Genomic DNA, 13,169 nt, shown 5'->3' on the forward strand with positions numbered 1-13,169 from the left:
CTCCATCACTCCACCCCGCCGAGATACGCTTCCAGCACAGCCGGGTCTTGTTGTACCTCTTGCGGCAAACCTTCCGCGATTCGGGTTCCGAACTCCATGACCACGAGCCGATCGGTGAGATTCATCACGAAATCCATATCGTGCTCCACCAGCAACACGCTCATACCCTCTGCTTTGAGGCGGCGTAGCAGGTCGGCCAATTGCAGCTTTTCCTGATATCGCAGACCAGCGGCCGGTTCATCCAGCAGCAGCAGCGTCGGGTCACAGCACAACGCGCGAGCGATTTCGAGAATCCGCTGCTGCCCCAACGCAAGGCTGCCGGCTTCGTCGTACATGTGCTGTTCCAGGCCGACGCGACGAATCTGCCGAGCCGCCTCCGCCATCAGCCGCGCTTCTTCGGCGCTGTTCAGGCGCACGACGCTTCGCCACACGCCGGCCTGCCCGCGCAGATGCGCGCCGATCGCAACGTTCTCGAGCACCGTCATTCCCGGCAGCAACTTGACGTGCTGAAAAGTGCGGCCGATTCCGCGCTTAACGATTTCACGTGAATTCAGCGAATCGATACGCTCGCCGCGGAACGTGATCTCACCGCTGGTCGCCTGCAACACGCCCGTCACCAGATTGAAGGTGGTCGACTTGCCAGCGCCGTTCGGGCCGATCAGGCCGATGATTTGCCCTGCTTTCACCTCGAAGCTGACATCGTTCACCGCAACCAGACCGCCGAATTGTTTGCGCGCCTTGTTCACCGTCAGCAGGTCCTCACCGGCCGCTGGTTTGCTGCGCTGCGGCAACGGTTCAGCGTGATCCGCCAGATGAGCGCGCGGACCCTTCGGGAAAAACCGCGCGACGAACGGCCATACGCCTTGGCGCGCGTACTGCAGCAACAGCACCATCAAGATGCCGAACACGATCACTTCGAAGTTGCCGTTCTCGCCGAGCAGCTTGGGCAGCAACGTCTGCAGATAATCCTGCAGCACCGTCAGGATCGCCGCGCCGAGCACCGCGCCCCAGACGTGGGAGACGCCGCCAACCACGGCCATGAACAGAAACTCGATGCCGTGGTTCAGACCGAACGGCGTCGGGTTCACCGCGCGCTGCAGATGCGCGTAAAGGAAGCCCGACACCGACGCCAGCACTGCCGCGTACACGAAGATCACCACGCGCATCCAGCCGGTGTTCACGCCCATCGCTTCGGCCATCATCCCGCCGCCGCGCAACGCGCGGATCGCCCGCCCCGGCCGACTATTAAGCAGGTTCTGAACTGAAATTACCGCGCCGAGCACGACCAGCCAGATCAGGTAGTAGATGTGACGGCCCGACTCCAGGTTGATGCCGAACACATTCAGCACCGGAATCCCGTTGATGCCGTCGTATTTGCCGAGCATCTCAAGATTGCCGAACAGGTAGAACAGCGCGAGTCCCCACGCAATCGTCCCGAGCGGTAGAAAGTGCCCAGACAGGCGCATCGTCACCAGCCCGAGCATCAGCGCGATCAACGCCGTCACCACCACACCCGCGATCAGCGCGAGCCACGGCGAGACGCCGTACCGTGTCGTCAGATACGCGGTCGCATAGGCGCCGATCCCGACAAATGCGGCCTGCCCAAAGCTCGTCATTCCCCCGATACCGGTCAGCAGCACGAGGCCGATCGCCACGATCGAATACAGGCCGATGTAGTTGAGCAGCGTCACCCAGTACTCAGGCACGTGAATCGGTTGCGGCAACACCGGCAGTGCGAACAGCACCACGAGGAACAACCAGAAGAACTTGTTTTGCATAATCCGTTTCATCGCGTCACTCCTCTTCCTCTTCGGCGTGCGGGCTGGCAAGACTTCGCCAGAGCAACACTGGGATGATCAGCGTGAACACGATCACTTCCTTATAGGCGCTCGCCCAGAACGACGAATACGATTCCAGCAGGCCGACCAGGATCGAGCCCGCGGCCGCCAGCGGATAGCTGACGAGGCCGCCGATAATCGCCCCCACGAAGCCCTTCAAACCGATCAGGAAGCCCGAGTCGTAGTAGATGGTGGTCAAGGGCGCGACGAGGATGCCGCACAGCGCGCCGAGGCCCGCCGCCAGCGTGAATGCGAGGCGCCCTGCTTGCGTCGTGCCGATGCCGACGAGCCGTGCGCCGAGCCGGTTCACCGACGTCGCGCGCAAGGCCTTGCCCGAGATCGAGCGGTCGAAGTACAGATACAGCGCGCCGATCAGCACAACCGCGGTGCCAACCACCCACAAGCTCTGCCCGGAAATCGTCAGCGTGCCGATGTTGAAGGTCGCATCGGAAAACGCAGTGGTGCGCGAACCTTCCGCACCGAACATCACGAGACCCAGGCCGACCATGGCGAAGTGCACCGCCACCGCCACGATCAACAGCAGCAACGTGGTCGCCTCTGCGATCGGCTCATACGCGAGCCGGTAGACGAACGGTCCCATCGGAATCACGATCAGCAGCGTCAACGCGATCTGCGCGATCATCGGCAGCTGATGCATGAAAACGCCTTGCGTGAGCGCGTAGACCGCGATTGGAAACAGCAGATATTTGCCGACCAGCATGACCAGCGTGCGAGCCGCATGCCGGCGCCGTTCGGGATGCCGCACCAGCCCCGCTATCTCGACGACGAAGCAGGCCGCGCCCATCGCCATCAGCAACCAGCAGGTGGCCGGAAATTTTTGTGTCTGTAGTGCGGCGAGCGTCAACGCGCCGTACGAAACAAACTCCCCCTGCGGGATGAAGATCACCCGCGTCACGGAGAACACCAGCACCAGCGCGAGCGCGAGCAGCGCGTAGATCGCGCCGGTGGTGATGCCGTCCTGCGCGAGGATCGCCGCAATTGATAGATCCATACTTCCTCGTCCTGAAGCGTCGAAATCGAAACTGGGAAACAGTCGTGGCGGCAGAACTCGCAGCCGTCCACCGACCCGCAATGCCTGAAAAGGCGACCGCCGCGCCGGAACACGGCGCGGCGGTCGATGCCATTGTCATCGAACAGAATGGCAATGCGGCGTCACATGCCGCACGTTGCGCGAGAGGCGCGTACCGCTCTTGTCGTTAGTCGTTCTGCAGCTTCCACTTGCCGTCGACGATCTGCACGATCACGCGTGCGCGCTTGTCGAGGCCGTTGTGATCGGTCGTCGTCGTGTTCATGATGCCGTGCGAGACCGGCAGCTCCTTGATGTTCTCAAGTGCGCCGCGCAGTGCCACGCGAAACGCTTCGGTGCCCGGCTGAGCACTCTTCAGCGCGACCGGAATCGCCGCTTGCAGCATCTGGCCGGCGTCCCATGCATGACCGCCGAAGGTCGCCACCGAGCCCGCGCCATACGCCTTCTCGTACGCCGACTTATAGGCCAGCGACGACTTCTTCACCGGGTTCGAGTCAGGCAACTGATCCGCCACGAGGATCGGACCAGCAGGCAGGAATTCGCCTTCGCAATCCTTGCCGCACACGCGCAGGAAGTCGTTGTTGGCGACGCCGTGCGTCTGGTAGACCTTGCCCTTGTAGCCGCGCTCCTTGAGCGTCTTGGCCGGCAGCGCCGACGGCGTACCCGCGCCCGCGATCAGCACCGCGTCGGGATTCGCGCCCATCGTCTTCAGCACCTGGCCCGTCACCGATGCGTCGGTGCGGTTGAAGCGCTCGTTGGAAACGATCTTCAGATTGTGTGCCGCGGCCGCTGCGGTGAAGACGTTGTTCCAGCCGTCGCCGTAGGCGTCCGCGAAGCCAATGAAGCCCACCGTCTTCACGCCGTGATGCTCCATATAGTCGGCGATCGCGTCGGCCATCAGGCTGTCGTTTTGCGGCGGTTTGAAGGCCCATGCGCGCTTCGCATCCATCGGCGAAATGATCGCCGCCGATGCCGCCAGCGAGATCACCGGCGTCTTGCCTTCAGCAGCCGCGTCGAGCATCGCGAGCGAATTCGGCGTGACGGTCGAACCGATGATCGCGTCGACGTGGTCTTCGTCGATCAGCTTGCGCGTGTTCTGCACGGCTTTGCCGGTATCGGATCCGTCGTCGAGAATGATGTATTGCACGGTCTTGCCGCCGATCTCTTTCGGCAGCAGCGCAATCGTGTTCTTTTCAGGAATCCCGAGCGATGCAGCCGGCCCCGTCGTGGAAAGCGTCACGCCGATTTTCACCTGGGCGAACGCCGCGCCCGCGCCGCACATCAACGCCATGGCGATGCCGGTGCGTACCCATTGCTTTGTCTTTGTCATTGCAAGTCTCCAAACGCTTTGAAGCGCGTATCTGTAATCCGACTCACGGGCCGGGTGTCTGAATCTAGTTATAGGGTTCAGGTGTGCCAAGCATGGTTTTCCCTGCTCAGCGCGAATACCTTTGCCGCTTTGGTGCCACTCCCTGCTGCGTACCACGACTGCAAACTGCTGCGAAATCCTGTGAACAAAACACTAACATGTTAGTAGTATTGCGTTCTGCATGAACGACGGTCAATAGACCGCAACCCAAATGCGGGTTTGTCCTGAAGCCGCGGAACCACACTTTTTCACGCGATGCGGACAATAAAAAAGACGCGTCAACTGCACGCGTCTTTTGTTTAATGGAGGTCCATATCGCTTAGCCTTCGCTCAGTCGCCGGACAACTTCCACTTGCCGCCGACAATCTCCACCATCACGCGCGCCCGCTGGTCGAGACCAGCGTGGTCGTTCGCGCTCATGTTGAAGATGCCGTGCGACGCGGGCATGTCTTTGGTGCTTTCCAGCGCTGCACGCAGTGCTTCGCGGAACGCAGGCGTGCCCGGCTGACCCTTCTTCAGCGCCAGCGGAATCGCGCGTTGCAGCAGCAGGCCCGCGTCCCACGCGTGGCCGCCGAAGGTCGACACCGAGCCCGCGCCGTAAGCGGTTTCGTACGCGCGCTTATAGGCGAGCGAACTCTTCTTCACCGGATTCGAATCGGGCAGTTGCTCAGCGACGAGCAACGGACCCGCCGGCAGATACGTGCCTTCGCAATCCTTGCCGCACACGCGCAGGAAGTCGTTATTGGCGACGCCGTGCGTCTGATAATACTTGCCCTTGTAGCCGCGCTCCTTGAGCGTTTTCTGCGGCAGCGCGGCCGGTGTGCCGGCGCCCGCGATCAAAACCGCATCCGGATTCTGCGACATGATCTTCAGCACTTGGCCAGTCACCGATGCGTCGTTGCGCGCGAAACGTTCGTTCGCGACGACCTTAATCTTCGCGAGATCCGCAGCCTTGCCGAACTCTTTGAACCAGCTCTCGCCATAAGCGTCGGAGAAGCCGATGAACGCGACCGTCTTCACGCCGTGATTCGACATGTGCTGCGCGATCGCGGTGGCCATGAGAATGTCGTTCTGCGGCGTCTTGAAGACCCACGCGCGCTTCGCATCCATCGGTTCGACGATGCTCGCCGCGGCGGCCATGGAGATCATGGGCGTGGAGGTTTCGGCGGCGACGTCGATCATGGCCAGCGAATTCGGCACGACGGTCGAGCCGATCAGCGCATCCACGTGATCTTCGCTCGTGAGCTTGCGCGTGTTCTTGACGGCCTGGGTGGAATCCGTGGCGTCGTCGAGCACGATGTAATCGATCTTCTGGCCTGCCACCTCTTTAGGCAGCAGCGCGATCGTGTTTTTTTCCGGAATGCCGAGCGACGCGGCCGGGCCCGTTGCCGACACGGTCACGCCGATTTTCACGTCCGCGAATGCATGGCCGCTCCATGCCGCGCTCACTCCGGTGGCGACCAATGCCGCACTGATCCAACGCAATGCCGACTTCATTCCGCTCCTCTATCTACCCCGTCATTCATTCGAATTTAAATCCGTGGATTTAAATCCCGACCAGGCGGTCGGTGAATAGCGAGTTTAGCGGACGAAAGCCACGTGCCGCAAGCGTTTTGCGGGGTTGAGCCGTGTGAAATAGAGACATGTTCGGTGAATAAAAAAGGGTCACCGAATTAGCGGGGGATTTGAATGGCGAATAAGCAGAAACACAAATAAAAAGCGCTGTTGGATATCAATCCAACAGCGCTTTCGTCTGGGCACTGAGTGCCTCATTGTCTCCTCGTTCTCCACCTGCAAATTTCGTGGTGCATCAGAACTGCATGAAGATTAAACGAGCACCCTGCGTACTACAACTAGCAATTACCCTAGTGGTGCACTGCGGCACTGAATTGGGGCACGTTTGCGCGAGCCTTGCCGGGTATGCATTTCGACTCGATTATCGATCCAAACTCGCCGCATCAAGACGGCCGGATTATATCGGATGCCGAAGCAATTGCGTGTTTCACTGTGCATCACGCCCGCAGCGGCCGTACGCGCGCGATGATTTCGCCGACGATGCCGCGACGGAACGCCAGCACGCACGCAATGAAAATCACGCCGGTCACAATGGTCACCGATTCGCCCAGTGAGCGGAACCACTCGACGCCCGTGGTCGTCGCCAACGCTCCGCCGATATCGCCCAGCCGGTCTTCGAGCGCCACAATCAGCGCCGCGCCGAGCAACGGCCCGAACAAGGTGCCCATGCCGCCGACGAGCGTCATCAGGATCACGAGGCCGGACATGGTCCAGTACGCGTCGCTCAACGTCTCGAAGCCCTGCACCAATACTTTGAGCGAACCCGCGAGACCCGCAATCCCCGCCGACAGAATGAACGCGAGCAGCTTGAAGCGATCCGTATCGTAGCCGAGCGACACCGCACGCGGCTCGTTTTCCTTGATGGCCACCAGCACCTGCCCGAACGGCGAATGCACGATCCGCACGATCAGCAGGAAGGCGAGCACCATCACGGCGAGCACGACAAAGTACAACGCCACGTCGGACGACAGATCCAGCAGGCCGAACAGCTTGCCGCGCTGCACGCCTTGCAGGCCATCCTCGCCATGCGTGAACGGCGCCTGCAGGAACACGAAGTAGACCATCTGCGCGAGCGCCAGCGTGACCATCGCGAAGTAGATGCCCTGACGGCGAATCGCGAAGATACCCACGATCAGGCCGAGCAAGGTCGCCGCCGCGGTGCCGACGAGCACACCGAGCTCCGGCGAGAAGCCGAGCGTCTGGATCGCATAGCCCGTGACATAGCCGGCCGAAGCGAGAAACATCGCGTGGCCGAACGACAGCAAGCCGGTGTAGCCGATCAGCAGATTGAACGCCGCCGCGAACAGTGCAAAACACAGCACCTTCATCACGAAGAGCGGATAGATGCCGAGCACGGGCACCGCGAGAAGCACGATCAGCAGCAGACCGTAGAGCACTTTTCTCTGCATCATTTTTCCTTGCCGAAGAGACCCGCCGGGCGCACCAGCAACACCAGCGCCATGATCACGAAGACGACGGTCGCCGACGCTTCCGGGTAGTACACGCGCGTCAGCCCTTCGATCACGCCGAGCAGCAAGCCGGTGAGAATCGAGCCCATGATCGAACCCATGCCGCCGATCACGACCACCGCGAACACGGTGATGATCATCGGCTGCCCCATCAGCGGCGAGACCTGAATCACCGGTGCGGCGAGCACGCCGGCAAACGCCGCGAGCGCGACGCCGAAGCCGTAGGTGAGCGTGATCATCAGCGGCACATTGATGCCGAACGCTTCGACCAGTTTCGGGTTTTCAGTGCCGGCCCGCAGATAGGCGCCAAGGCGCGTCTTCTCGATCACGAACCATGTCGCGAAGCACACCGCCAGCGAGGCCACCACGACCCACGCGCGATAGTTCGGCAGGAACATGAAGCCGAGATTGGTTGCGCCGGAAAGCGCCGACGGCACGTCGTACGGCTGCCCGGAGGAACCGTAGATGGAGCGGAACACGCCCTCCACCACCAGCGTGAGCCCGAAGGTCAGCAAGAGCCCATATAGATGGTCGAGCTTGTAGAGCCAGCGCAGCATCGAGCGCTCGATCGCGATGCCGAACAGTCCGACGATCAGCGGTGCCAGCACCAGCATGACCCAGTAAGGCAGGCCGAAATACGAAAAGCCCATCCACGCGAGCATCGCGCCCAGCATGAACAACGCGCCGTGCGCGAAATTGATCACGTTGAGCAAGCCGAAGATCACCGCCAGCCCGAGGCTCAGAATCGCGTAGAACGAGCCGTTCACGAGCCCCAGCAGCAGCTGGCTCAGCATCGCCGGTAGCGGAACGCCAAAGATTTCCATTGAAGCCTTAACCCATCGCCAAGGTGAGATCGGTCACGCACGATCCGGCCGGCGCGCAATCAGCGGCAAAGACGCCGATCGCGCGCGGCATGTGAAACGGTTCACCGTCAGCCTGTGTACCATCGTGACGTTACGCATCGCCCGACAGGAGCAGCAGGCAGACGGCCATCTGGTTACGAACCAGCGTTTATTTCCACAACGCGCAGCGCGTTTCCGCCTTGGTTGTGAAGGCCTGCTCGCCGGGGATCGTCGCTGTGATCTTGTAGTAGTCCCACGGCTCTTTGGATTCAGCCGGCGTCTTGACCTGCATCAGGTACATGTCGTGGATCATGCTGCCGTCCTGACGGATGTAGCCCTTCGCATAGAAATCGTCGATCTTGGTCTTCTTCAGTTGCGCCATCACCTTGTCGGAGTCGGTCGAACCCACCGCCTTCACTGCATTCAGATAGGTCATGGTCGCCGAGTAGTCAGCAGCCTGCAGGCTCGACGGCATCTTCTTCATCTTTTCGAAGTAGCGCTGCGCCCACTTGCGCGTCGTGGCGTCCTTGTTCCAGTACCAGCTGTCCGTCAGCACGAGGCCTTGCGTGGTTTCCAGACCCAGGCTGTGCACATCGTCGATGAACATCAGCAGCGCGGCGAGTTTCATCGTCTTGGTAATGCCGAATTCCTTGGCCGCCTTGATCGAGTTGATCGTGTCGCCGCCCGCGTTGGCGAGGCCGAGAATCTGCGCCTTCGACGCCTGCGCCTGCAACAGGAACGACGAGAAATCCGAAGCCGACAGCGGATGGCGCACCGCACCCAGCACCTGGCCGCCGCTCGCTTTCACCACGTCCGATGTGTTCTTTTCCAGCGCCTTGCCGAATGCGTAATCGGCGGTCAGGAAGTACCAGGTCTTGCCGCCCTGCTTCGTCACCGCCGAGCCCGTGCCCTTGGCCAGCGCCGTGGTGTCGTACGCATAGTGGATCGTGTACGGCGTGCATTGCTCATTGGTCAGCGTGTCCGCGCCCGCGCCGATGCTGATGTAGACCTTCTTCTTTTCTCCGGCCACGGTGTTCATCGACAGACCGGTCGCCGAGTTCGTGCCGCCGATCAGCAGATCGACGCCGTCGCGGTCGAACCATTCACGTGCGCGCGACGCTGCGATGTCCGCCTTGTTCTGGTGGTCCGCATACACCACCGTGATCGGCTTGCCGTTCACCTTGCCGCCGAAATCCGCCACCGCCATACGGATCGCTTCGAGTCCACCCTGCCCGTCGATATCCGCATACAGACCGGACATATCGGTAATGAAACCGATCTTGACCGCGTCGTCAGCCGCTTGCGCGCTGCCCATCGTCAAAGCGGCGCCGGCGGCGACCGCGAAACAAAGTGTGGCAAGCCGCGCGAGTGGGTTCTTTTTCATTCCTGTCTCCTGGTTTCTTCGCTTGTGGTTATCAGAGGCAATCGGGCGTTTTTTATACGCCCAGTAGATCGTGCAGGACCGGCATCTTGCTTTCGAGTTCACTCGCCCCGAAGTGCTCGACAATCGCGCCGTGCTCCATCACGTAGAAGCGATCTGCAAGCGGCGCGGCAAAACGGAAGTTCTGTTCGACCATCACAACGGTATAGCCCCGCGCCTTGAGTGTCATGATCATGCGCGCCAGCGCCTGCACGATAACAGGCGCGAGCCCTTCCGAGATCTCGTCGAGCAGCAGCAAGCTCGCGCCGGTGCGCAGAATGCGCGCCACCGCCAGCATCTGCTGTTCGCCGCCCGACAGCCGCGTGCCCTGGCTCATGCGGCGCTCTTGCAGATTCGGAAACATCGAATAGATTTCTTCGAGCGACATCATGTGTGCCTTGTCGCCGACCGGCGGCGGCAACAGCAGGTTTTCCTCGCACGAGAGGCTCGAAAAGATACCCCGTTCTTCCGGGCAGTAACCCACGGCGCAATGCGCGATGCGATGCGTGGGCAGATTGATGGTTTCGCGTCCGCCGATGCGGATCGAACCGGTGCGCCGTCCGGTCAGGCCCATGATGGCGCGCAGCGTGGTGGTCCGGCCCGCACCGTTGCGACCCAGCAGCGTGACGACTTCGCCGCGGTTCACCGTCAGATCGACGCCGTGCAGAATATGGGACTCCCCGTACCACGCCTGCAAACCCTTGATGTCCAGCGCGGGAGCAGCGTTCTCCGTCCCGCTTACGTCGAGGCTTTCACGCTCGGCAATCGTATTCATGCGTGGGCTCCGGCGAGCGCCGCGTCGGCGCTGCCCATATAGGCTTGCATCACGAGCGGATTCTTCGACACTTCCGCGTAGCTGCCTTCGGCGAGCACTTCGCCACGTTGCAGCACGGTAATCGTGTCGGAGATGCCGGCGATCACATTCATGTTGTGCTCGACCATCAGGATGGTGCGGCCGCTCGATACTTTTTTGATCAACGCCGTCACGCGGTCGACGTCTTCATGGCCCATGCCTTGCGTGGGTTCGTCGAGCAGCATGAGCTCGGGTTCCATGGAAAGCGTGGTGGCAATTTCCAGCGCGCGCTTGCGGCCGTAGGAAAGTTCGACCGTCAACACATCGGCGAAATCGGTCAGTCCGACCTGGGTGAGAAGATCCATTGCGCGGTCATCGAGTTGGCGCAGCGTACGCTCACTCTTCCAGAAATGAAATGCCGTACCGAGCTGGCGCTGCAAACCGATGCGCACATTCTGCAATGCTGTCAGATGCGGAAACACAGCAGAAATCTGGAACGAGCGGATAATGCCGCGCCGCGCGATTTGCGCCGGGCGTTCGCTCGTGATGTCGATGCCGTTAAAAACGATCTGACCCGCGGTGGGTTCCAGAAATTTGGTGAGCAGATTGAAGCAGGTGGTCTTGCCTGCCCCATTCGGGCCAATCAGCGCATGGATCGAACCACGGCGCACGCGCAGGTTCACGCCGTTCACGGCGATGAAGCCTTTGAACTCACGAGTGAGGCCGCGCGTTTCGAGAATCGTATCGCCGAGAATCATGTTCCCTTCCATACGGAGTAAGGCGAAGCATTACGATCTTACGCGCGAACCGCTGCGCGACTTTTTATGACGGCGGCACCCCGTGCCGCTCGTTGGCGTGCTGCACCAATCCGGACGGTGATCCATGGGGCGGCACGCAGCATGGCTGCCATTGTCGCGCCAATGATGCAGCGCATTCATTGGGATTTGCACTTAGTGGATGATGCCCGCCCGAGCGGGACCCATACGTGCGAGATGCCCGCCGCGCATGACGGACGGGCATCTCATGCGGCTCGTGCGCTAGCTGTCACACGGCGGACATGGAAGGCGCCGAGCTCGTTTGTGTCGCGAAACTGCCGGCCACGCGCGCACGGCGATCATCGCGGATCATCTCGCTGGCGCGTTCGGCGATCATCAGCGTGGGCGAATTGGTGTTGCCCGAGGTGATGTTTGGCATGACAGAAGCATCAACCACGCGCAGTCCGTCAACACCGATAACCCGTAGCCGGTTGTCGACCACGGCTCCGGGGTCGTCTGTCGTGCCCATGCGACAGGTGCCGACCGGATGGAAGATGGTCGTACCGACCGCGCCGGCGGCCTGCTGCAACTCTTCCTCGGTCTGGTACTGAACGCCCGGCAAAATTTCCTGCGGTCGATAGCGAGCCAGCGCGGGCGCTCCAGCAATGCGGCGCGTGAGACGCAGCGCATTGGCGGCAACGTGCCGGTCGTAATCGGTGGAGAGATAGTTCGGTGCGATCAACGGCGGCGCCGAAGGGTCGGCGGATTCGATGTGAATGCTGCCGCGCGAAGTGGGCCGCAACTGACACACCGACGCCGTGAACGCATTGAACCGATGCAGCGGTTCGCCAAAGCGGTCGAGAGAAAGCGGCTGGACGTGATATTCGAGGTCGGGCCGGGTAAGCGAGCGATCCTCCCGATCGGATTTGGCAAACGCGCCAAGTTGGGACGGCGACATCGACATGGGCCCGCTTTGAAAAAACGCGTACTGCATGCCGATCAGCAGCTTGCCCCACCAATGCGCGGACGCAGTGTTGAGCGTGCGTACGCCGTCGACTTTGTAGGCCATGCGCAATTGCAAATGGTCCTGCAGATTTTCACCCACACCACGCAGATCGTTGACGACCTCGATGCCGAGATTCTGCAGACGCGCGCCATTGCCGATGCCGGACAGTTCGAGCAATTGCGGTGAGTTGACCGCACCTGAACTGAGGATCACTTCGCAGCGGGCCTTGGCCAGATAGTCCGTGTCGTTGCCGCGATATTCGACGCCTGTGCAACGGCGTCCTTCGAAGACGACGCGCTGCGTATGCGCACCGGTGATTACGGTGAGATTCGGCCGCTTGAGTGCGGGACGCAAAAACGCCTTCGATGCATTCCAGCGAATGCCGCGCTTCTGATTGACGTCGAAGTAGCCGACACCGGTGTTGTCACCGCGATTGAAGTCGTCGGTAGCGGGAATGCCGGTCTCTTGCGCGGCGCGCGAAAACTCTTCGAGAATTTTCCATTTCAACCGCTGTTTCTCGACGCGCCACGGTCCGCCCGCGCCATGCGATTCGGTTGCGCCAGCATGGTGGTCTTCGCTGCGTTTGAAGACAGGCAACACCGAGTTCCAGGACCAGGACGGGTCGTTGGTGACACGCGCCCATTCATCGTAGTCTTCGCGCTGACCACGCATGTAGATCATGCCGTTGATGGAGGAACTGCCGCCTAAAACGCGTCCGCGCGGATACGAGAGCGAGCGGCCATTGAGGCCCGCTTCCGCCTGCGTTTTATAAAGCCAGTCCGTGCGCGGATTGCCGATGCAATAGAGATAACCGACCGGCACGTGAATCCAGTGGTAATCGTCCTTACCGCCGGCTTCGAGCAGCAATACCTGCACGTCGGGATCCTGAGTCAGGCGATTGGCCAGCACACAACCCGCCGTCCCCGCGCCCACGATGATGTAGTCGAACTCGCCTTCGAGGCGCCGGGCCGCGGGCGTCGTATCGGTATGGCTCATTGTCCAGTCTCCTAAGCTTTTTTGTCGGCGAGTCGCATGATTGCCATGCGACTGCGGC

Annotated in this window: 10 protein-coding genes; all 10 read right to left on the reverse strand. The window is 61.2% G+C overall.

Annotated elements, in window-relative coordinates; all coding sequences use genetic code 11:
* Positions 1-5: 5 nt before the first annotated feature.
* The 10 genes from P0D96_RS06455 to P0D96_RS06500 all read right to left on the reverse strand — a co-directional run bounded on the left by P0D96_RS06455 (position 6) and on the right by P0D96_RS06500 (position 13,111).
* A complete protein-coding gene (locus tag P0D96_RS06455) occupies positions 6-1,790 on the reverse strand; it encodes a branched-chain amino acid ABC transporter ATP-binding protein/permease (RefSeq protein WP_132376527.1) in 1,785 nt (594 codons plus the stop codon).
* A 4-nt stretch (positions 1,791-1,794) separates the two neighbouring features.
* On the reverse strand, positions 1,795-2,850 hold the full coding sequence (locus tag P0D96_RS06460) for a branched-chain amino acid ABC transporter permease (RefSeq protein WP_408176354.1): 1,056 nt from the start codon (positions 2,848-2,850) through the stop codon (positions 1,795-1,797).
* 205 nt (positions 2,851-3,055) lie between these two features.
* Complete coding sequence (locus P0D96_RS06465; protein ID WP_132376525.1) at positions 3,056-4,216, reverse strand: ABC transporter substrate-binding protein; 1,161 nt, start codon at positions 4,214-4,216, stop codon at positions 3,056-3,058.
* Positions 4,217-4,585: 369 nt separating this feature from the next.
* Positions 4,586-5,752: an ABC transporter substrate-binding protein gene (locus P0D96_RS06470; RefSeq protein ID WP_408176353.1), complete on the reverse strand. Its 1,167-nt coding sequence runs from the start codon at positions 5,750-5,752 to the stop codon at positions 4,586-4,588.
* 515 nt (positions 5,753-6,267) lie between these two features.
* On the reverse strand, positions 6,268-7,239 hold the full coding sequence (locus P0D96_RS06475) for a branched-chain amino acid ABC transporter permease (RefSeq protein WP_408312693.1): 972 nt from the start codon (positions 7,237-7,239) through the stop codon (positions 6,268-6,270).
* Entirely contained in the window at positions 7,239-8,123 is an 885-nt protein-coding gene (locus P0D96_RS06480) for a branched-chain amino acid ABC transporter permease (RefSeq protein ID WP_132376522.1), read from the reverse strand. The genes P0D96_RS06475 and P0D96_RS06480 overlap by 1 nt, the downstream gene beginning before the upstream one ends.
* A 187-nt stretch (positions 8,124-8,310) precedes the next feature.
* A complete protein-coding gene (locus P0D96_RS06485) occupies positions 8,311-9,525 on the reverse strand; it encodes an ABC transporter substrate-binding protein (RefSeq protein WP_132376521.1) in 1,215 nt (404 codons plus the stop codon).
* A 52-nt stretch (positions 9,526-9,577) separates the two neighbouring features.
* A complete protein-coding gene (locus tag P0D96_RS06490; protein WP_132376520.1) occupies positions 9,578-10,336 on the reverse strand; it encodes an ABC transporter ATP-binding protein in 759 nt (252 codons plus the stop codon).
* Positions 10,333-11,112: an ABC transporter ATP-binding protein gene (locus P0D96_RS06495; RefSeq protein WP_132376519.1), complete on the reverse strand. Its 780-nt coding sequence runs from the start codon at positions 11,110-11,112 to the stop codon at positions 10,333-10,335. The genes P0D96_RS06490 and P0D96_RS06495 overlap by 4 nt, the downstream gene beginning before the upstream one ends.
* 286 nt (positions 11,113-11,398) lie before the next feature.
* A complete protein-coding gene (locus tag P0D96_RS06500) occupies positions 11,399-13,111 on the reverse strand; it encodes a GMC family oxidoreductase (RefSeq protein ID WP_408312509.1) in 1,713 nt (570 codons plus the stop codon).
* Between the last annotated feature and the right edge of the window lie 58 nt (positions 13,112-13,169).

Source organism: Paraburkholderia sp. RL17-347-BIC-D, from assembly GCF_046027915.1.
In the GTDB taxonomy this organism is placed as follows: Bacteria; Pseudomonadota; Gammaproteobacteria; order Burkholderiales; family Burkholderiaceae; genus Paraburkholderia.

Coding starts and splice junctions, on each gene's coding strand:
- P0D96_RS06475 (WP_408312693.1), bottom strand. CDS start 7,239: ATGCAGAGAAAAGTGCTCTACGGTCTGCTGCTGATCGTGCTTCTCGCG.
- P0D96_RS06470 (WP_408176353.1), bottom strand. CDS start 5,752: ATGAAGTCGGCATTGCGTTGGATCAGTGCGGCATTGGTCGCCACCGGA.
- P0D96_RS06480 (WP_132376522.1), bottom strand. CDS start 8,123: ATGGAAATCTTTGGCGTTCCGCTACCGGCGATGCTGAGCCAGCTGCTG.
- P0D96_RS06500 (WP_408312509.1), bottom strand. CDS start 13,111: ATGAGCCATACCGATACGACGCCCGCGGCCCGGCGCCTCGAAGGCGAG.
- P0D96_RS06455 (WP_132376527.1), bottom strand. CDS start 1,790: ATGAAACGGATTATGCAAAACAAGTTCTTCTGGTTGTTCCTCGTGGTG.
- P0D96_RS06495 (WP_132376519.1), bottom strand. CDS start 11,112: ATGATTCTCGGCGATACGATTCTCGAAACGCGCGGCCTCACTCGTGAG.
- P0D96_RS06490 (WP_132376520.1), bottom strand. CDS start 10,336: ATGAATACGATTGCCGAGCGTGAAAGCCTCGACGTAAGCGGGACGGAG.
- P0D96_RS06460 (WP_408176354.1), bottom strand. CDS start 2,850: ATGGATCTATCAATTGCGGCGATCCTCGCGCAGGACGGCATCACCACC.
- P0D96_RS06465 (WP_132376525.1), bottom strand. CDS start 4,216: ATGACAAAGACAAAGCAATGGGTACGCACCGGCATCGCCATGGCGTTG.
- P0D96_RS06485 (WP_132376521.1), bottom strand. CDS start 9,525: ATGAAAAAGAACCCACTCGCGCGGCTTGCCACACTTTGTTTCGCGGTC.